15 protein-coding genes and 1 pseudogene are annotated in these 19,952 nt (G+C 73.0%); 8 read left to right on the plus strand and 8 right to left on the minus strand.

Translation table 11 applies throughout. From position 1 onward, the window contains the following. The first annotated feature begins 29 nt into the window (after positions 1–29). Together ACFYOV_RS10575 and ACFYOV_RS10580 are read left to right on the plus strand one after the other, a co-directional pair. Positions 30–335 (plus strand): 4a-hydroxytetrahydrobiopterin dehydratase, encoded by a 306-nt coding sequence (locus tag ACFYOV_RS10575; protein WP_389085407.1) that lies wholly within the window; start codon positions 30–32, stop codon positions 333–335. Positions 336–340: 5 nt separating this feature from the next. Then, positions 341–1,093 carry a class I SAM-dependent methyltransferase gene (locus ACFYOV_RS10580; RefSeq protein ID WP_389085410.1) on the plus strand — a complete coding sequence of 251 codons (753 nt, stop codon included), beginning with the start codon at positions 341–343 and terminating at the stop codon, positions 1,091–1,093. A 417-nt stretch (positions 1,094–1,510) separates the two neighbouring features. Here the strand turns inward: ACFYOV_RS10580 and ACFYOV_RS10585 are convergent, their stop codons facing one another. Continuing rightward, positions 1,511–4,426 carry a glycoside hydrolase family 48 protein gene (locus ACFYOV_RS10585; protein WP_389085413.1) on the minus strand — a complete coding sequence of 972 codons (2,916 nt, stop codon included), beginning with the start codon at positions 4,424–4,426 and terminating at the stop codon, positions 1,511–1,513. 627 nt (positions 4,427–5,053) lie between these two features. On the opposite strand from ACFYOV_RS10585, the gene ACFYOV_RS10590 reads away from it, so the two are divergent. The 3 genes and pseudogenes from ACFYOV_RS10590 to ACFYOV_RS10600 form a co-directional block, all read left to right on the plus strand. Beyond that, positions 5,054–6,778 (plus strand): glycoside hydrolase family 6 protein, encoded by a 1,725-nt coding sequence (locus ACFYOV_RS10590; protein ID WP_389085415.1) that lies wholly within the window; start codon positions 5,054–5,056, stop codon positions 6,776–6,778. Positions 6,779–6,927: 149 nt separating this feature from the next. Continuing rightward, a complete protein-coding gene (locus tag ACFYOV_RS10595) occupies positions 6,928–7,794 on the plus strand; it encodes a class I SAM-dependent methyltransferase (RefSeq protein ID WP_389085418.1) in 867 nt (288 codons plus the stop codon). A gap of 67 nt (positions 7,795–7,861) precedes the next feature. Further along, positions 7,862–8,163 (plus strand): annotated as a pseudogene (locus ACFYOV_RS10600) (SDR family NAD(P)-dependent oxidoreductase); the annotation flags it as partial. A gap of 78 nt (positions 8,164–8,241) precedes the next feature. Here the strand turns inward: ACFYOV_RS10600 and ACFYOV_RS10605 are convergent. From ACFYOV_RS10605 to ACFYOV_RS10615, 3 genes are all read right to left on the minus strand, one after another. Further along, the gene (locus ACFYOV_RS10605; RefSeq protein ID WP_389085655.1) at positions 8,242–9,069 is read right to left on the minus strand and encodes an aldo/keto reductase; all 828 of its coding nucleotides are present in this window, start codon (positions 9,067–9,069) and stop codon (positions 8,242–8,244) included. Positions 9,070–9,158: 89 nt separating this feature from the next. Next, the gene (locus ACFYOV_RS10610) at positions 9,159–10,985 is read right to left on the minus strand and encodes an AMP-dependent synthetase/ligase (RefSeq protein WP_389085420.1); all 1,827 of its coding nucleotides are present in this window, start codon (positions 10,983–10,985) and stop codon (positions 9,159–9,161) included. Positions 10,986–11,320: 335 nt separating this feature from the next. Continuing rightward, complete coding sequence (locus tag ACFYOV_RS10615) at positions 11,321–12,199, minus strand: LysR substrate-binding domain-containing protein (protein ID WP_389085422.1); 879 nt, start codon at positions 12,197–12,199, stop codon at positions 11,321–11,323. A gap of 131 nt (positions 12,200–12,330) precedes the next feature. Here ACFYOV_RS10615 and ACFYOV_RS10620 point away from each other — a divergent pair, with 131 nt between their 5' ends. Beyond that, positions 12,331–13,371, plus strand: coding sequence for a bile acid:sodium symporter family protein (locus ACFYOV_RS10620; RefSeq protein WP_389085424.1), 1,041 nt, complete (start codon positions 12,331–12,333; stop codon positions 13,369–13,371). Here the strand turns inward: ACFYOV_RS10620 and ACFYOV_RS10625 are convergent. Next, on the minus strand, positions 13,307–14,539 hold the full coding sequence (locus ACFYOV_RS10625; protein WP_389085427.1) for a DUF4185 domain-containing protein: 1,233 nt from the start codon (positions 14,537–14,539) through the stop codon (positions 13,307–13,309). The two genes, ACFYOV_RS10620 and ACFYOV_RS10625, sit on opposite strands and share 65 nt — an antisense overlap. Positions 14,540–14,596: 57 nt before the next feature. Beyond that, entirely contained in the window at positions 14,597–15,445 is an 849-nt protein-coding gene (gene fdhD / locus ACFYOV_RS10630) for a formate dehydrogenase accessory sulfurtransferase FdhD (RefSeq protein ID WP_389085429.1), read from the minus strand. A 509-nt stretch (positions 15,446–15,954) separates the two neighbouring features. On the opposite strand from fdhD, the gene ACFYOV_RS10635 reads away from it, so the two are divergent. Beyond that, positions 15,955–16,224, plus strand: a complete 270-nt coding sequence (locus ACFYOV_RS10635) for a hypothetical protein (RefSeq protein ID WP_389085432.1) — start codon at positions 15,955–15,957, stop codon at positions 16,222–16,224. Between the two features lie 158 nt (positions 16,225–16,382). After that, positions 16,383–17,321, plus strand: coding sequence for a beta-ketoacyl-ACP synthase III (locus tag ACFYOV_RS10640; protein WP_389085434.1), 939 nt, complete (start codon positions 16,383–16,385; stop codon positions 17,319–17,321). A gap of 117 nt (positions 17,322–17,438) precedes the next feature. On the opposite strand, the gene ACFYOV_RS10645 is transcribed toward ACFYOV_RS10640, so the two are convergent. Both ACFYOV_RS10645 and ACFYOV_RS10650 read right to left on the minus strand, forming a co-directional pair. Next, the gene (locus ACFYOV_RS10645) at positions 17,439–18,203 is read right to left on the minus strand and encodes a hypothetical protein (RefSeq protein WP_389085437.1); all 765 of its coding nucleotides are present in this window, start codon (positions 18,201–18,203) and stop codon (positions 17,439–17,441) included. Then, positions 18,200–19,912, minus strand: a complete 1,713-nt coding sequence (locus ACFYOV_RS10650; RefSeq protein ID WP_389085439.1) for a serine/threonine-protein kinase — start codon at positions 19,910–19,912, stop codon at positions 18,200–18,202. The genes ACFYOV_RS10645 and ACFYOV_RS10650 overlap by 4 nt, the downstream gene beginning before the upstream one ends. Positions 19,913–19,952 lie beyond the last annotated feature (40 nt).

Here is a 19,952-nt window from a genome sequence, read left to right on the forward strand (position 1 = left end):
CAGCACCGCCCCGAGAAGGAGCGCAGCCCATGCCCGTCGAACCGCTGTCGCAGGAGAAGATCGAGGAGCGGCTGACCGACCTGCCGGGCTGGTCGCTCGAGGGCGACCGGCTGACCCGTTCCTACCGGCTCGGCTCGCACTTCGCGGCCACTGCCATGGTCGTCCACATCGCCCGGGTCCAGGAGGAACTGGACCACCACTCCGACCTCACCCTCGGCTACAACACCCTGAACCTGTCCGTGAACACCCACAGTGTGGGCGGCGCCGTCACCGAGAAGGACTTCGAGCTCGCCCGCAGGGTGGAGGACCTGGCGCCCGGGCACGGGGCACACTGAGGCGCGTGCTGGACTACGACAAGGAAGCCGAACGGTACGACGTCTCGCGCGGCGGCGAACCCCGCGCGGCGGCGGCCGCCGGAGCCGTGCTCGGTCTGGTCCCGCCCGGGGCGCGCGAGCTGCTGGACGTCGCCTGCGGCACCGGCATCGTCACCCGGCGGCTCGCCGCCGCCCGCGCCGGTGTCCGCGTGACCGGTGCCGACCTGGCCCCCGCGATGATCCGGCTGGCCGCCGCCCGCGTGCCCGGCGCCCTGGTCCGTGCCGACAGCCGCCGGCTGCCGTTCCCCGGCGGCCGCTTCGACGCCGTCGTCAGCGTGTGGCTGCTGCACCTGCTGGCCGGCCCCGAGGACGTGCGGGCGGTGATCGGCGAGTGCGCCCGGGTGCTGCGGCCCGGCGGGGTGTACGTCACCACCGTCGACAAGGCGGCCTCCCACAACGTGGGCAGCGACATCGACGCGGTCCTCGCCGCCCGCCCGCCCAGCCCGGTGCGCGACGCCGCCGCCGACGTCGAGGCGTACGCCACCGAACTCGGCCTGGTGCCGGCCGGTCAGGCCCGCTTCCGCGGCCAGGGCCGCAGCCCCCGCCGAACCATCGCCGACCTGCGCCGCGGCTGGTTCGTCACCCTGCCCCCGGGCGAACCGCTCGCCGATCGCTTCGCCGCCCGGCTGGCCGAGCTGCCCGACCAGGACCGCCCCCGCCCCGACCCGGTCTTCCGGCTCAGGGCCTTCCGCAAGCCGCAGGACGCGCCGGCCGGCTGAAGCGACCGGCCCAGGACGTCACCCGTCGACGGCAACCCTGCGGCCCCCGGCGGGATGTCGGTGCGGGGGTAGGCGAGGTTCTTCTCGCTGCGGTCGAACGCGATGCCGGGGACGAACCCGCCGCCGTCGATACGGGCGTTCCTCCAGGTGTCGGCGGCGGGGCGGCCGGGGCGGGCGGCGGGGCGTCGGCCGCCGACGCGGGGCGGGGCGCCGGCCGGCAGGCCCGCCGCCCGTGCGAACGCGGCCGTGATGCTGCGGGTCCTGCGGACGGTTCTTCGCACCGTGAGGTCCTTCCTCGTGAGGGGGTGGAGGGGAAGCGCGCGTGCGAGGGCCGGGCGGCCCCCCGTGCGCGAGGGGGCCGCCCGGCCGGTGGCCCCGGCTCAGGTACCGGGGCCGGTACGCGGAGTCCGGCGGGGACTATTCGAGAAGCTCCGCGTACGCGCCCATGGCCAGGGCGATGTCCGCCTGGGCCCAGAACCGGTGGTACGTGAAGGTCGGGGCCGCCCCGCCCTTCAGGTAGGACTCGACCTTCGACCAGGCCGGGTCGCTCTCGTAGAAGGAGCGGATCGAGTCGAACGTGGACGAGGAGTTGATCACGTCACCGTTCGGCATGGTGCCCGTCCAGCTGCTCGGGACGTGGACCGGGTCGTCGAAGCGCTCGTAGTCGGCGCGGGTCTCCGGGACGGCGATGCCCAGCGCGTCCTGGTTGTTCGCCCACATGCCGTCGAGGAGCTTCTTCGCGGTGGCCGCGGCCTCGGTGTCGCCGGAGCGGTCGGCGTAGTACGTCAGCGTCTTGGCGTAGGCGGCCGCCACGCCGACGTCGTCGGTGTAGTCGACGACGGTGACGTGCAGGTCGCCGTTGGTGCCGGGGCTCGTGGTGTTCCACGTGTCGGGCTTGCCCGACCAGCGCAGCGTCGAGGGGATCCGGAAGGAGCCGTCCGGGTTGACCGTGGTCTCCGACAGCGCCCAGTCCACCCACTTGTCGAGGACCGACTCGGCCAGCGCGTTGCCGGTCTGCTGGTACAGCTCGGCGACCCGCTCCATCGACCACGCCTGGAAGCCGAACCACTGGTTGGACGGCGGATCGTGGTAGACCGGCTTCTCGTCGTAGTGCATGCCGTAGAAGGTCGGCGTGCCGGCCGGCGGGGTGGTGTAACGGCCCGCCCAGCTGTTGGTCGCGCCGCCCGCGATGGCGCCCTCGTCCGACTGGAGCCAGCGGTAGAACTCCAGCTGCCGCTGCATCGACTTGGCCCAGTCGCCTGCGCCCGTCGCCGACTTCGGCTTCAGCGGCGCGTACGCGCTGAGCGCGTACGCGGCGAGCGGGTTCTGGTAGCCGCCGTGGGCGTGGCTGGAGCCGATGCGCCAGGCCCAGCCCGCCGAGGGGTCGGTGGCACCGCCCCAGGCGTAGTACCAGGAGAGCAGGTAGTGCGAGGCGTCCTTGCCGGTGCCGGCCGGGCAGGACGGGCTGGTGCAGTTGCCGATCTTCTTGAAGTACTTGTCGAACATGGCGTAGCGCAGGTAGTCACCCATCTTCGCCGCCTTGGCGACGGTCGCGGAGATCTGGGATCCCCTGCCCTGCTCCTTGGCCCACTTGTCCGCCCAGTACGCCGCCTGCACGGCCCGTGCGTCGGCGTCGGGGGCGTTGGTGAACTTCCACTGCCTGGCGTAGGACGCGTCCTTGGTGAACAGGTCCAGGTAGCCGTTCCTGCCGCCGTACTTGAAGGCGTCGCAGGTGGGCTGCGGGACGGTCTCCCACACCGACTCCTGCGGGCCGCGCTGGAAGGTGTTGATGTACGACGGTCCGGTGTCCGACGGGCCCGTCTCGCACTTGCCGGGCGAGTTGCCGTAGCCGTAGACGTTGTCGACGTCCTGGATCCAGTGCATGCCGTAGACGTCGTCCGTGCCGTAGGCGGACTTCAGCTCGCCCGCGATCGGGTCCGGGCCGACGGAGACGCCCGGGTCGAGCGCGGACGGGTACTCGTTCGGGGTGTCGTGCTCGGGTGCGTACGTGGCCGGTCTGGAGGCGTTGTAGAAGGAGTTGGTGGGCTGGTCGGTGTGGGTGGGGATCATGTACTTCTCCATGATTTCCCAGGCCCCGTTGAACTTGGACCAGTCACCGGTCACCTTGCCGTACATGGCCTGGAGCCACAGCAGGTAGCTGTACGCCTCCGAGGTGGTCTCGTGGCCGTGGTCCGGCGCCTCGACGATCAGCGTCTCCACCGAGTGGTACGGGATGCCCTCGGGGGAGAAGTAGCCGTTCGCCGGGTTGGTGATCTTGCCGTAGAGCTCCAGGAAGCGCGCGTCGTACGCCTTCGACGCGCCCAGCTGGGTCACGGTGACCGTCGCCTTGCCGTGACCCGGGGCGGTCGACTCGAAGACGGCCGAGCCGGTGCCGGAGGAGTCGGCGGCGATCGTCACCTTCTGCGCGGTGTTCCAGTTCGACGGCGTGTAGGTGAGCGTGGCACCCCCGGTGACCGACAGCCCGGAGTTGCCGCTCGCGCGGGCCGTGGTGACCGTCACGCTCGCGCTCGGCTGCTTGGACAGCTTCACCTCGTACGTACCCGACTCACCCTGTTGGACGCCCAGTTGGGTCGGCGTCGCCACCACGGTGGGGCCCGAGGCGACCGTGATGCCGACCGGCGTCGACGTCGCGGAGGCACCCATGCTGTCGTACGCCTTCGCCACCAAGGAATGACTGCCCACGGTCAAGCCGGCGACGGAGAGCGTGAAGGGCGCGCTCGTGTCCGTGCCCAGCAGCTCGGTGTCGTCGTAGAACTCCACCTGGGTGATCGTGGCGTCGTCGGCCGCCGCGGCGGTGGCCGCGAGCGGCACGCTCTCGCCCTGCGTGTACACCGCGCCGGCCGCCGGGCTGGTCAGGACGGTGATCGGCGGCTGGTGAGCGCCGACGCAGGGGGTGCCGTTGATCGCGAAGGACGTGGGTGCGGCGTTGCTGCCGCTGTAGGAGAACTGGGCGCCGGTCGAGACCGCGCCGCCGGTGGCGATCCGCCCGTTGTGGTCGGCGTTCTTCACCGACACGGTCCTGCCCGACTGGGTCCAAGTGCCGTTCCAGCCGTTCACGAGCTTCTGGTTGCCCGCGTAGTCGTACGTCAGCGTCCAGCCGTCGACGGCGTCGGTGCCGCGGTTGGTGAGGGTGAGCTCCGCGGTGAAACCGGAGCCCCAGTCGTTCGTCCGGTAGTCGACGCTGCACTGAACGGCCGCCACCTGGGCGGAAGTCGAGCCCGACGAGAGCATCGTCAGCGGAAGCGCGAGAGCCGCCGCGGCGGCCGTCCACAACCGCCTGACGCCTCTGCGTCTGCTGGGTGGGGGATGCATGTGCTGGTTCCTCCTGCGACTCGGAACTGTCAAGCCTTGAACCAGTGGGAGCGCTCCCATAGTGAGGATGCGTCAGAGGGTGGTCAAGGCTTGTGGAGAATCGAAAAGTTTCGACAACCGGAGTTGAGCGAAACCTGGTTACTCCTCTGTTCTTCGCCGTCACTTGGCGCTACCTTCATGGCACCAGTGGGAGCGTTCCCATCAGTCGGCGCGTGGGTGACGGCGCGCCCGTACTGCAAGGACTCCGCTCATGCGCCACCCCCCGCGTTCAGTACTTTGAGCCGTGGGTGCGGCCGTGTCCCGTGGGGCACCCCGGCCGCGCCGACCGTCACGGCGCACGAACCCGCACCCCTGTGCACGGCGGAGCACTCCGCCACGGCCTCTCCCCAGGGGCCGGCACCGGACCGGCGGTGTTCCGGCTCGACGGCACCATCCGTATTCCGGCGCGGGGCCGGCGCACTTCCCGGAAACCTCGCGTGGCCGGTGCGGCCCCGCGCATCGGCCGGACCGCGTCCCAGGCCCCCCTGAGTCCGGTCACGCGACGTTCCCACCCCGTACGGCACCGGGGCACGCGCACGCGCGCACCCCCGAACACCAGGCACCCCTACGGATAGGAAACCCCCACTCATGAGTCGCACCAGAACCGCGCTCCTCGCCGCCCTGGCGCTGGTGGCCGGCGCCACCGGGACGGCGTTCGCCGCCCTCCCGGGTGACGTCGGCACCGCCGCCGTCCCCTGCACCGTCGACTACACGGTGCAGAACCAGTGGAACACCGGCTTCACGGCCTCCGTGACCGTCACCAACAACGGCGCCGCGAAGGCGTCGTGGGCGGTGAAGTGGTCCTACGCCGGCGACCAGAAGGTGACCAGCGGCTGGAACGCCAAGGTCACGCAGTCCGGCGCGGACGTCACCGCCGCCAACGAGTCCTACAACGGCACGCTCGCCACCGGGGGTTCGGCCACCTTCGGCTTCCAGGGCACCTACAGCGGGAGCAACGCCGTCCCCACCACCTTCACCCTCGACGGTGTGACCTGCAACGTCGACTCCGGCGGCCCGACCGACCCGCCGGGCCCGACCGACCCGCCTCCCGGACCGGGCAGCCGCGTCGACAACCCCTACAGCGGCGCCAAGGTCTACGTGAACCCCGAGTGGTCCGCGAAGGCCGCCGCCGAGCCGGGCGGCAGCCGCATCGCCAACCAGCCCACCGGCGTGTGGCTGGACCGCATCGCCGCCATCGAGGGGGTCGACGGAGGCATGGGCCTGCGCGACCACCTCGACGAGGCGCTGCAGCAGAAGGGCCAGGGCGAACTCGTCGTCCAGCTCGTCGTCTACAACCTGCCCGGCCGTGACTGCTCCGCCCTCGCCTCCAACGGCGAACTCGGCCCGACCGAGATCGACAAGTACAAGACGCAGTACATCGACCCGATCAAGGCCATCCTCGCCGACCCGAAGTACGCCTCGCTGCGCATCGTCACCACGGTCGAGATCGACTCGCTGCCCAACCTGGTCACCAACGTGACGCCGCGGCCCACCGCCACGCCCAACTGCGACACGATGAAGGCCAACGGCAATTACGTGAAGGGCGTCGGCTACGCGCTGAACAAGCTCGGCGACGCTCCCAACGTCTACAACTACGTCGACGCCGGCCACCACGGCTGGCTCGGCTGGGACGACAACTTCGGCGCCTCCGCGGAGATGTTCAAGCAGGCCGCGACCGCCGAGGGCGCGACCGTGGCCGACGTGCACGGCTTCATCGCCAACACGGCCAACTACAGCGCCCTGAAGGAGGACCACTTCTCCGTCGGCCAGACCGTGGCCGGCAAGTCGGTGCGCGAGTCGAAGTGGGTCGACTGGAACCGCTACGTCGACGAGCTGTCGTACGCCAAGGCCCTGCGGGAGAAGCTGGTGTCGCTCGGCTTCGACTCGAAGATCGGCATGCTGATCGACACGTCCCGCAACGGCTGGGGCGGTACCGCCCGGCCCACCGGACCCGGCGCCACGACCAGCGTGGACACCTATGTCGACGGCGGCCGCTACGACCGCCGGATCCACCTCGGCAACTGGTGCAACCAGAAGGGCGCCGGCCTCGGCGAGCGGCCCAAGGCGGCCCCGGAGCCCGGCATCGACGCCTACGTGTGGATGAAGCCCCCGGGCGAGTCCGACGGGTCGAGCAAGGCCATCGACAACGACGAGGGCAAGGGCTTCGACCGGATGTGCGACCCGACGTACACCGGCAACCCGCGCAACAACAACAACATGTCCGGCGCCCTCCCGGACGCCCCGATCTCGGGGCACTGGTTCTCGGCACAGTTCCAGGAACTGATGCGCAACGCGTACCCGCCGCTGTCCTGACCGGATGAGCGCCGATCCGCCGGTGCGGGCCTCCCGCACCGGCGGATCACCCGTGCCCGCGCCCCGTTTTGCGGGAGTGGCAACATCGTTTGCTCCACCTCGGTGCGTCGTCGCACTCTGACGGCAACCGAGCGGAGAGGCTGACCACCATGGCGCACCACCACGACCACACCGACATCGACTGGGCCGAGATGGCCACCCTGCTGGAGTCCCAGGCGGAAGTCTTCACGCCCCTGTACGAACGGGCACTGACCTGGCTGGCGAAGGAGGTGACCGAACCCGGCCTGATCGTGGACGCCGGCAGCGGACCCGGCGTCATCTCGTGCCTGTTCGCCGAGACGTTCCCCGGCGCCCGGGTCGTGGCCGTCGACAGCTCGGAGCCGCTGCTGGAGCGGGCGCACGCGCGGGCCGCCCGCCTGGGCGCCGGCGACCGCTTCGGCACCCTCGCCGGCGAACTGCCCGAGGCGCTCGACGAACTGGACTACCCGGCCGACCTGCTGTGGGCCAGCCGCAGCGTGCACCACCTCGGTGACCAGCGCGCCGCGCTCACCGCCTTCGCGCAGCGGCTGGCGCCCGGCGGCACCCTCGCCGTACTCGAGGGCGGCCTGCCCGCCCGCTTCCTGCCGCGCGACATCGGGTTCGGCCGTCCGGGCCTCCAGGCGCGCATCGACGCGCTGGAGGAGGACCGGTTCGACCGGATGCGCACCGACCTGCCGGGCACCGTCGCCCACATCGAGGACTGGCCCGCCCTGCTGACCTCGGCCGGCCTGCACCACACCCGCACCCGCACCTTCCTCCTCGACCTCCCCGCCCCGGTCACCGACCGCGTCCGCGCCTACGTCGTCGACATCCTCACCCGCACCCGCGACGTCCTCGCCGACGCCCTCGACGCCGACGATCGCGCCACCCTCGACCGCCTCCTCGACCCCGGCGACCGGGCGAGCGTGCACCACCGCCCGGACGTGTTCCTCCTGGCGGCCCACACGGTCCACACCGCGGTGCGGCCGGTCCGGTAACGCCCTTGACCTGGACCGCTCTCCAAGTGACGGACTCCCCGGCGGTCACCGACACAGGGGGGTGACCATGACCGGGTCTCCGGTCGCGCTCGTCACCGGCGGGGGACCGGCATCGGTGCCGCGATCGCACGGCGATTGCCGGACGCCGGGCACCGGGTGGCCGGCGCCGGGCGCGGGGAGGAACGGCTGCGCCGGTTCGCGAAGGAACCGGGGGCACCCGCCGGGCCGTTGACACCGGCCGGGAACGCCGCCGAGTACGAGCACGTGCGCTCCGCCGTCGAGACCGTGCCGAGGGCGTTCGGGCGGCTGGACACGGTGGTCACCAACGCCGGTATCGCCACCCACCGTCCGATCGGCAGCGTCGAGCCCGACTGAGCGCGGGCCGCACGGCGAGGGGCGGGGTCCGGTCGCCTGGGCCCCGCCCTCGCCGCTGCCGGCCCCGTCCGGTCACGCCATGTCGAACGTCGCCGGGTCGGGGCCCAGGCGCCGGTCCTCGTTCAGGGCGCTGATCGCCGCGAGGTCCTCGGCGTCCAGGCTGAAGTCGAAGACGTCGATGTTCTCCTTGATCCTGGACGGTGTCACCGACTTGGGGATGACGACGTTCCCCAGCTGGATGTGCCAGCGCAGGACGACCTGTGCCGGGGTGCGGCCGTGCTTGCGCGCGATGGCCACGAGCGCCGGGACCTCCAGCAGGCCCCTGCCCTGGCCCAGCGGCGACCACGCCTCGGTGACGATGCCCCGCTCCGCGTGGTACTCACGGGCGGCGTGCTGCTGGAGGTGCGGGTGCAGCTCGATCTGGTTGACCGCCGGGACGACCGACGTCTCGCCGATCAGCCGCTCCAGGTGCTCCGGCAGGAAGTTGGACACGCCGATCGCCCGGATCCGGCCGTCGGCGTGGAGCTTCTCGAACGCCCGGTAGGTGTCCACGTAGGTGTCCCGGGACGGCAGCGGCCAGTGGATCAGGTACAGGTCCACGTACTCCAGACCGAGCTTCGACAGCGACGCGTCGAAGGCGCGCAGCGTGGAGTCGTACCCCTGGTCGCTGTTCCAGAGCTTGGTGGTGACGAAGAGGTCCTCGCGGGGGAGGCCCGACGTCGCGATGGCCTTGCCGGTACCCGCCTCGTTGTGGTAAGCCGCCGCGGTGTCGATGCTGCGGTAGCCGGCCTCCAGCGCCGTCGCGACCGCCGTCTCGGCCTCGTCGTCCGGCACCTGCCAGACGCCGAAGCCCAGCTGGGGCATCACGACGCCGTTGTTCAGGGTGATCGGGGGGACCATGCTCACGAGCTCTCGATCCTTCGGTTGTGGTCAGGTGATACGCACATCGTCAACGATCACGGCCCGTGATGCATTCCTGACCGGAGAATTCACGCGCGGTACAACGCCTCCACCTCGTCCGCGTACGCCTTCTCGATCGCCCTCCGCTTGAGCTTCAGCGACGGCGTGAGCAGCCCGTGCTCCTCGGTGAACGGCTGCGCCAGGATGCGGAAGGTGCGGATCGACTCGGCCTGGGAGACAAGCGTGTTGGCGGCGACCACCGCGCGCCGCACCTCCGCCTCCAGATCGGGGTCCCGCACCAGCTCCGCCGGCGGCATGCTCGTTTTGTTGCGCATCGCCAGCCAGTGCTCGACGGCCTCCTGGTCGAGGGTGACCAGCGCGGCGACGAACGGGCGGTCGTTGCCGACGACGATGCACTGGTTGACCAGCGGGTGGTCCCGCACCCGCTCCTCCAGCCGGCTCGGCGAGACGCTCTTGCCGCCCGAGGTGACCAGGATCTCCTTCTTGCGGCCCGTGATGGTGAGGTAGCCGTCCTCGTCCAGCACGCCCAGGTCACCGGTGGCCAGCCAGCCGTCGCGCAGGGTCTCGCCGGTCGCCTCGGGATGGTTCAGGTACCCCTGGAAGACGTTGTCGCCGCGCAGCCAGATCTCGCCGTCCTCGGCGATGTGCACGGTGACGCCCGGGATCGGGCGGCCCACGGTCCCGTAGCGGGTGCGTTCGGGCGGGTTCGCCGTGGCGGCGGCGGTCGACTCCGTCAGGCCGTACCCCTCGTAGATGTGCACGCCCGCGCCCGCGAAGAACAGACCGAGCCGCCGGTCCATCGCCGAGCCGCCGGACATGGCGTGCCGGATGCGGCCGCCCATCGCCGAGCGGATCTTCCCGTAGACGAGCTTGTCGAAGAACTGGTGCTGCATCCGCAGCGGTGTCGACGGGCCGGGCCCGGTGCCCCACGCCCTCGCCTCCATCGCGTCCGCGTACCTGACGGCCACCTCGACGGCCTTCTCGAACGGTCCCGAGCGGCCCTCCCGCTCCGCCTTGCGCCGCGCGGCGTTGAACACCTTCTCGAAGATGTACGGCACCGCCAGGAAGAACGTCGGCCGGAACGCGGCGAGGTCGGGCAGCAGGGCGGCGGCGTCCAGCTGGGGCTGGTGCCCGAACTTGACCTTGCCGCGGACGCCGGCGACCTGCACCATGCGGCCGAAGACGTGCGCGAGCGGCAGGAACAGCAGCGTCGACGCCTCGTCGCCCTTCCTGGAGTGGAACACCGGCTCCCAGCGCTCGACGACGGTGTCCGCCTCGTACATGAAGTTGCCGTGGGACAGCACACAGCCCTTGGGGCGGCCCGTGGTGCCCGAGGTGTAGATGATCGTGGCGACCGAGTCCGGGGTGACCGCCCGGCGGTGGCGGTGCACCACCTCGTCGTCGAGGTGCGCGCCCGCGTCGTACAGCTCCTGCACCGCCCCCGCGTCGAGCTGCCACAGCCGGCGCATGGCCGGCAGCCGGTCGATGACGGTGGCGATCGTCATCGCGTGGTCCTCGTGTTCCACGACCGCGGCGGTCACCGCGGCGTCGTGCAGCATCCAGAGGCACTGATCGGCGGAGGACGTGGGGTAGACGGGGACGACCTGGACGCCGATCGTCCACAGCGCGAAGTCGAACAACGTCCACTCGTAACGGGTACGGGACATGATCGCGACCCGGTCGCCGAAGCGGACGCCCTGGGCCAGCAGGCCCTTGGCGAGGGCGAGGACCTCGTCGCGGAACTCGGCGCTGGTCACGTCCCGCCAGCGGCCGGCCCCGTCCTTGCGGCCGAGCGCGGCGTGCAGCGGGTCCTCCTCGGCATACCGGAAGACCACGTCGGCCAGACCGCCCGCGGGAGGTGCCGACGCCGACGGAGGGTTGGTGAACTCGCGCAATCCCCGCTCCCCGCTCGCTCCTCGGCGTTTCGACAGTGACACCCCGCACGGCGCGGTGAAAGCTACCCCACCCGGCCGGGGCGCGGGAGGGGCCGGGAAGGTGAGCAACGCTCTCGTCCATGCTGGTCAGTGACGGGAAATGCGCTCACATGGGGAAGGGTCGGACACAAACCTGACGGTTGAGCGAGGTTCGGTGCCGCAATCTCCACGAAATCTGTACGCCCCGGCGGCGACACCCGCAGGCCCACCGCGCCGTGCACGGGGGCCTCACCGGGATCAGCGTACGGGCGGGGCAGAACGTCACCGCCCGCCGCAGGACGACGGCGTCCGCCCGCTCACCTGCCCCCGGCGCCTGTGCGGTGGAGGCGGTCGCCGCCGCCGAGAATCGCCGCCGCCAGGGCGTCCGCCGCGTCCTGGGCGGAGGGGCGGCGGTGGCCGTGCACCAGGACGAAGTCGACCCGGCCGGGTTCGGGCAGATCCGCGCGGTCGGGGACGCGTACCAGCCCGGGCGGGATCAGGCCGCGGGAGTGGACCATCACGCCGAGGCCGGCGCGGGCCGCCGCGAGGAGGCCGTTCAGGCTGCCGCTGGTGCAGGCGATGCGCCAGTCGCGGCCCTGCCGCTCCAGCGCCCGCAGGGCGAGCGCCCGGGTGATGCCCGGCGGCGGATAGACGATCAGCGGCACGGGACGCCCCGGGTCGAGCCGCAGCCGGGGCGCTCCGATCCACACCAGTTCGTCGTGCCAGACCAGCTCGCCCCGCGGGTCCTCCGGCCGCCGCTTGGCCAGCACCAGGTCGAGCCGGCCCGCCGCCAGCTGCTCGTGCAGCGTGCCCGACAGCTCGACCGTCAGCTCCAGGTCGACCTCGGGATGCTCCTCCCGGAACCGCTCCAGGATCTCCGGGAGCCGGGTGAGCACGAAGTCCTCCGACGCGCCGAACCGCAGCCTGCCGCGCGGCCTGGCGCCGGTGAAGAACGCCGCCGCCTGCTCGTGCACGTCCAGGATCCGGCGCGCGAAGCCCAGCATCGCCTCACCGTCCTCGGTCAGCGCCACCGAGTGGGTGTCCCGGCTGAACAGCTGCCGTCCCGTGACGTCCTCCAGCCGCCGCACGTGCTGGCTGACGGTCGACTGGCGCAGGCCGAGCCGCCGGGCGGCCTGCGTGAAGCTCAGCGTCTGGGCCACCGACAGGAACGTGCGCAGATGGGACGGGTCGTACACACCGGACACGTTATCGCGCCACGTGATGACAGTCAGAACGGTGTACGGGATTCCCGATCGCCGGGGGGAACACGCACGATGAGGAGGGCGGCCGACGACCGCCGGACAGTGAGCGACGAAAGTGGAGCACCGTGAAACGCCTGCGACGGCCGAGCCGCATACCGGTCGACCCGTACCTCCTGCTCCTGCTCGGGACGGTCGGCCTGGCCACGCTGTTCCCGGCGCGCGGCACGGGCGCGGACGTCGCCTCCGGTGCCTCCACCGCCGCGATCGCCCTGCTGTTCTTCCTCTACGGCGCCCGCCTGTCCACCCGTGAGGCCCTGGACGGGCTGCGCCACTGGCGACTCCACCTCACCGTGCTGGCCTGCACCTTCGTCCTGTTCCCGCTGCTCGGCCTGGCCTCGCGCGGGCTCGTCCCCGTGCTGCTGACCGACTCTCTCCACCAGGGCCTGCTCTTCCTCACCCTCGTCCCCTCCACCATCCAGTCCTCGATCGCGTTCACCTCGATCGCCCGGGGCAACGTGCCCGCCGCCGTCTGCGCCGGCTCCTTCTCCTCGCTGGTCGGGATTGTCGTCACCCCGCTGCTCGCGGCGGCGCTGCTGGGCGGCAGCGCGGGCGGGTTCTCCGCCGACTCGCTGGTGAAGATCGTGCTGCAGCTGCTGGTGCCCTTCCTCGCCGGGCAGGTGCTGCGCCGCTGGATCGGCGGCTTCGTCGCCCGCCACCGCAAGGTGCTGGGGCTGGTCGACCGCGGTTCCATCCTGCTCGTCGTCTACACCGCGTTCAGCGAGGGCATGGTCCAGGGCGTCTGGCGGCAGGTCAGCCCCGCCCGGCTCGGCGGACTGCTCGCCGTCGAGGCCGTGCTGCTCGCCGTGATGCTGCTGCTGACCTGGTACGGCGCCAAGGCGCTGCGCTTCGGCCGGGAGGACCGGATCGCGATCCAGTTCGCGGGCTCCAAGAAGTCCCTGGCCGCCGGGCTGCCCATGGCGAGCGTCCTGTTCGGCGCGCACGCCTCGCTGGCCCTGCTGCCGCTGATGCTGTTCCACCAGATGCAGCTGATGGTCTGCGCCGTGATCGCCAGGCGCCGCTCGCACGACCCCGTGCCGGACGTCACCGGCCCGGACCCAGCCGGACCGTCACGAACCGGGGCCGGTACAGGGACACGTTCCGGCTGAGCATCACCGCGGCTCCGGTCGTCTCCATCCAGTTGACGTCGTAGCTGAGCACCAGCCGCCCGTCGCCGCTCAGCGCCGGGTGGGTCTGCGGGTTGTAGGCGGCGACCCCGCTCTGCGGCAGCGCGGGGGTGAACTCCTTCGCCGGTCCGTGCCAGGGCCCAGTGGGAGAGCAGGCCCAGTACGCCGCCAGCGTCGTCAGGCCCTTCGTCCCGGTGGCCATGGTGAACAGCACGTACGTCTCCCCGTCCCGCACCACGGAGAACGCGCTGCCCACTCCCGTGCGCCGCCCGTCGCCGAGCACCGGGCGCGGGCGGGCGCGGGTCTGCCACGCGGAGCCGTTCCAGTACTCCCAGGCAGCCGGGTCGGCGAGGGCTCCGTCCGCAACCCGCGCCACGTATGCGTGCGAGGCGGGGCGGGCGGCGGCACGGCGGTCGTCGCCGCCGAAGACGTACGTCCAGCCGTCCCGCGCCACGAGCGTCGTGCCGAACAGGACCCGCCGGGACGGGTCGGTGACCTGCCGCTGGTCCAGCACCTGCACCACCGACTCCGGGCGCAGATCGGGCAGGGACAGCGTGGCGACCTCGGTGGCGGTGGGCACGCCGTAGATCCACGGGGCCTGTCCCGCCGTACGCACCCACAGCAGGACCCGCAGGACCTTCTCCGAGGAGCCCGGTGAGCGGGGCTCGACCCGGGCGGCGACCGGCCAGCGCCACTGGTCCGGGGCCGGATCGGGGAAGAGCGGCGCGGGCAGGGTGGCCTCCAGGCGGCCGTCGCGCATCACCACGGCCGAGTTGCGCACGAGGGGCTCGGTGCTGTCCCGCCAGGCGACGGACTCGCCGACCGGGTTGGGCGGGCGGTGCACCCGGCCCAGGTAGGTGTCCGAGAAGAGCCACAGCAGTCGGCCGTCCGGCAGCCGCACCGAGTGGGTGCCGTCGCCGCCGGTCCAGTCGTCGGCGCGGGCGGCGTCGTCGCCGTAGCGGGAGAACTCCGAGGTGAGCGGGTCGTCCGCGGACCAGGAGGCGACGGTGCGGGGTGCGCAGCCGTCGGCGTCGCCCCGGCGTTCGTCGTCCGGCAGGGCGGTGAGCAGCACCGCACCGAGGACCAGGGCCAGCACCAGGCCGATCCCGGTCCCCGTCCGCCGTCGTGCTCGCGCTGATGGATCGGGCACGGTCGGGGACGTTAGCCGACCGCCGCGGCTCCGGTAAATGGCGCGTGGTGCCGCGGGTCAGCCGCGGGTGGCCCCGGCGCGCAGCGCGATGCGGTCCTCACCGGCGTAGACGTTCATGGAACGGCCGCGCAGGAAGCCCACCAGGGTCAGGCCCGTCCCGGCCGCCAGGTCCACCGCCAGGGAGGACGGCGCGGAGACCGCCGCCAGCACGGGGATGCCCGCCATCACCGCCTTCTGCGCCAGCTCGAACGAGGCCCGGCCGGACACCAGCAGCACCGTCCGCGACAACGGCAGACTCCCCTCCCGCAGCGCCCGTCCGACCAGCTTGTCGACGGCGTTGTGCCGGCCCACGTCCTCGCGCACGTCCAGCAGCTGCCCGTCCTCGTCGAACAGGGCGGCCGCGTGCAGCCCCCCGGTCCGGTCGAACACCCGCTGCGACGCGCGCAGCCGGTCGGGCAGCGCCGCCAGCAGCTCCGGGGAGAGGCGCAGCGGGGGATCGTCGGCCAGCGGCCAGCGGGCCGTGGTGCGCACCGCGTCCAGGCTCGCCTTGCCGCACAGGCCGCAGGACGAGGTGGTGTAGACGTTGCGCTCCAGGGTGATGTCCGGGACCACCACGTCCGGGGCGGTCCGTACGTCGACCACGTTGTAGGTGTTCGTTCCGTCGGCGACGGCACCGGCGCAGTAGACGATGTTCAGCAGCTCCGGCGCGGCGCCCAGCACCCCTTCGCTCACCAGGAAACCGGCGGCCAGCGCGAAGTCGTCACCCGGTGTGCGCATGGTGACCGCCAGCGGCCGGCCGTTCAGCCGTATCTCCAGGGGTTCCTCCGCGACGAGCGTGTCCGGCCGGCTGGACACCGCCCCGTCCCGGATGCGGATCACCCTGCGTCGTTCCGTGACTCGTCCCATGTCCCCTGCCCGTCCGATCCGTCCCGGTTCCGCACCGGCCGGCCCCGAAGCGGAGGCCCTCGCCGCCCGGCCGCCCGGGGGTCACCGGGTGGTCGTGCGGCGAGGTGACCTCCACCCCTCATTGTCCTGCACGCGCGGGGCGGACCGCGGACCGCACGTCACCGCGCCCCGGCGGCGGGCGGGCCAGGTGCCGGCGTGCGGCCGGCGTGGAACGCCGACGAGGTGCGTGGGCGGATACGGGTGCTGGCCGGACCTGCCCGGATACGGGTGCTGCGCCGCCGGCGTCATCGCGGCCGGCGTCCGGGCGGACCCGCGCGCTGGACGCTGCATCCGCCGGTGCCGGAGGCCGCCGTGTCCCGCTACGAGCGGGAGCATCGCTTCGCGCTCCCGCCCCCCACCGCTCGTTCCTCACCACCGTCGGTTGCGGCGGCGCCGGTCCGGCGCACGGCCCGTACGCGTGCGGTGGCGACACCTGGCTGCAGTGGCAGGAGGACCTCGACCTGCTGTCCGTGCCCTTCCCGCACTCCGGCCCGTTCCTCCCCTCGCCCGAGCGGCCCGTGTGCGACCAGCACGCGCCGGGCGAGGAGGACTTCTCCCCGTGCTGGTTCACCGGCTCCCTCGTCCTGGCCGAGATCGGCTGCGGCTCCTTCCACCGTCCGGTGGTCACCGGCCCCGCCCGCGGACAGGTGTGGACGGACGACCTGGGGTGCGGTGGCGCCCTCACACCCGGCCCGGACTTCCGGGACCGGTACGTGCGCCGGCTGGACGCAGGCCGCTGACCGGACGCGAGGCCGCCCGGCCAAGGGGTGGTGCCCGTACCGGGTGATGTGGAAGCCGACAAGCGTGGCGGGTGTTTGCTGTCGGTTCGGGTGCCCTCGTACTCGTGAGTCACTGATCAGACTGGTGCATCCTGCATCCGACCCGAGGGGGACCCGTCATGACCGGTTCGCGCATCGCCGCCGTCGGCCACTACCAGCCTGCCAAGGTGCTCACCAACGAGGACCTGGCGGGCATGGTCGACACCAGCGACGAGTGGATCACGAGCCGGGTCGGCATCCGCACCCGGCATGTCGCGGGTCCCGACGAGCCGGTCGACGAACTCGCCGCGCACGCCGCCGCCAAGGCGCTCGCCGCCGCCGGACGCACGCCCGCCGACATCGACCTCGTGCTGGTCGCCACCTCCACCGCGATCGACCGCTCGCCCACCATGGCGGCCCGGGTCGCCGCGCGCCTCGGCATCCCCGGCCCCGCCGTGCTGGACGTCAACGTGGTGTGCGCCGGATTCACCCACGCCCTCGCCACCGCGGACCACGCCCTGCGGGCCGGTGCCGCGAGCCGCGCGCTGGTCGTCGGCGCCGACAAGATGTCCGACGTGGCGGACTGGACCGACCGCTCCACCTGCGTGCTGGTCGGCGACGGGGCGGGCGCCGCCGTGGTGGAGGCCGCGGAGGAGCCCGGGATCGGGCCCGTGCTGTGGGGGTCGGTGCCCGAGATGGGCAACGCCGTCCGGATCGAGGGGACCCCGCCGCGGTTCGCGCAGGAGGGGCAGAGCGTCTACCGCTGGGCCACCACACAGCTGCCGGCCATCGCCCGCCGGGCCTGCGAGAAGGCCGGACTGGAGCCGCGGGACCTCGCTGCGGTCGTGCTGCACCAGGCCAACCTGCGGATCATCGAACCCCTCGCGCGCAGGATAGGCGCGGTCGACGCGGTCGTCGCCCGGGACGTCACCGAGTCCGGCAACACCTCGGCCGCGAGCATCCCGCTCGCCCTGTCCAAGCTGGTCGAGCGGGGCGCGGTGACGACCGGTGACCCGGCCCTGCTGTTCGGCTTCGGCGGCAACCTGTCGTACGCCGGTCAGGTCGTCCGCTGCCCCTGATGCCCCCCGAGCCGTGGACCGGGCTGCCGTCCGGGTGCGGTCCGTGCCGGTCCCGGGCGAGGGGGCTGCCGGTGCGGTGGGAGGTCGTGGCGGGGGCCGGGTGGCGGCCGCGGGCCCTCAGGGGCAGTCGTAGGTGAGGCGGACCGTGGCCGTGCGGTCGGTCGGGGCGAGGATGCGCAGTTCCGCCCGGGCCTCGTAGCGGCCCCGGCCCTCGAAGCTCCACAGCAGGTGCAGACGCGCCTGTGTCCGCCCCCGCGCGAGCTTCTCCTCCAGGACGCCCGACCGGGTGCCGTCGCTGCGCACCCAGCGGTAGGACAGGGTGCCGGGCCTGCCGTCCGTGGCGACCGTGGCGACGAGGTCCGCGGTGCCGTCGCAGCCCACGGTGGCGGGGTCGGCGGCGACCGACACCTGACGCACCGTCGGCCCGGGGCCGTAGCGCTGCCAGGCGAGGAACGCCAGCACGGCGAGCAGCACCACGGCGGGCAGCGCGTGCCGGCGCCAGCCGCGGCGCGCGGGCGAGGCGGGCGGTTCCACGGTGGGCAGGGTCACGTGCGAGCGGTGCTCGAGGGCCGCCCGGACACCCGGGCCGAACCGCAGCACCGTGCCCTCGATCCGGTCCGGCCCGACCCCTGCGGCGGACGGCGTGCCGTCGTACCGGGCGGTGGCCGCCGCCGTCGCCGACGCGGGGTCGGCGACCGCGGCCGGGTCCGGCACCGTCGCGCGGTCCTCGAGCGTGGCCGCCGCCGGGTCCCGCACGGTGTCCGGATCCGGGCGCTGGATCCAGTGGCTGGCCAGGACCGTCGCGCTGTAGTCGTCATCGGTGCCGGCCTGACCGCCGGCGTTCCCGGCGGGCGGGGGAGCGGGGTCGTTCGTCGGGGTCATCGCAGCTCGCACCCCCTGGTGAGGAGCTGCTGGGACGCGCCGCCGTCGGCGGACGCGGGGTCGGTGGTCGCCCGGACCGTCCAGTAGCACCCGGGGTTCTGGAAGGTGTGCTGGGCGCTCACGGTGTACTGGGTGGCGCCGCTGCGCTCGACGACCTGGGCCGCGCCGTCCGGGGCTCCCGCCTGGCCGGAGGCATTGCCCGTGAACCAGGCGAGGTCGATCGACACCGGCCCGGTGCCGTCGGTGGTCACGGTGACGGTGACCGAGGCGGTGGACGGCCCCGTCTGCCGCCACTCCGACACGGTGACGTCCTTGACCGCGGGCGCGGCCGGCGGGTCGTCCGGCGGGGGCGGCGGAGGGGGCGTCGTCGTGGCCGGCGGGGCGGTGGTGGCCCCGCCCGGCTCGTCGGTACCGGTCCCGGGTTCCGTCCCCGTGCCGGTGTCCGTTCCCGCGCCCGCGCCCGCGTCCGTCCCCGTGTCCGGTCCCGTTCCGGTGTCCGCCGTGGCGTCGTCGGCGGAGGCCGTGGGACCGGCGGTGCTCTCCGCGGCCGTGGCGGTGGGCGAGGCGCCGGACGCCGGAGAGCCGGAAGGGCCGGCCGGCGCGGACGGGCCCGACGTCACGCCGGGCCGGGCGCTGGTGGTGGCGAACGCCTCGGCCGCGCGCCGGGAGTCCTGCCCGGAGTCCGGCGGCGCCGCGTACGCCAGCAGCAGCGCCACGGCGGCGGCCGCGGTGGCGACGACCAGTCCGGGCCGGGTGGGCAGCCACGCCCGCGCCCAGCCCCCTCCCGGAGGCCGGCGCAGCACCGTGCGGGCGGTGTCGACGGCGGAACCCTGCCCCCCGCGGGCCGAGGGCAGCAGCAGCGGGAGCAGCGCCACCAGCGCGGCCAGCCTCCCCCGGCCCCGTTCCTCCCAGCCCGGCCCGTACGCGGCACCGGCCACCGCCTCCAGTTCGGCGACGAACGCCCGCGCGTCGCCCGGCCGGTCCGCCGGGCTCTTGGCCAGCCCGCGGTGGACCAGCGGCCGTACCGCCTCGGGAACCTCCTCGGCGGGCACGGGCGCGTCGACGTGCCGCAGCGCCAGCTCGGCGAAATTCTCCCCGGCGTACGGTTTGCGGCCGGTCAGACACTCGAAGAAGGTCGCCGTCGCCGCGTACACGTCGGTGGCGGGAGAGGCCGCCTCGCCCCGCCACTGCTCGGGTGCCATGTAGGAGGGCGTTCCGGCCACCCCGGCGCACGCCCCCGTGTCCACCGCGATGCCGAAGTCGACCAGTTTCGACAGCCCGTCGGCCGTCACCAGCACGTTCTCGGGCTTGTAGTCCCGGTGGACCACACCGACCCGGTGTGCGTCGGCCAGTCCCAGCAGCGACCCCTTGAGGACGACGAGCGCGGCCTCGGGACCGACCGGGCCCCGCCGGGCCAGCAGCGTCCGCAGGGAGACGCCGTCGACCAGTTCCATCACGATGGCGGCGCCGTCCGGGCACTCCACGTACTCGTACAGCCCGGCGACGTACGGACTGTCCAGCCCGCCCAGCAACCGGGCCTCCGCGCGGAAGTCGTGCACGAAACCCGGGCGGGTGCGCAGCTCCTCGCCGAGGTACTTCACCGCGACCGGGACACCGGTCTCCTCGTGGACGGCCAGAATCACCCGTCCGCTCGCCCCGGCCCCGAGCTCCAGCGACTCGGTGTAGCCCGGTACTGCCCACGCGTTCATCGACATTCCCCCCGGGGCCGCCGTTCGCCACCGGGAGTAT

The organism is Streptomyces sp. NPDC005931, from assembly GCF_042871235.1.
Taxonomy (GTDB): domain Bacteria; phylum Actinomycetota; class Actinomycetes; order Streptomycetales; family Streptomycetaceae; genus Streptomyces.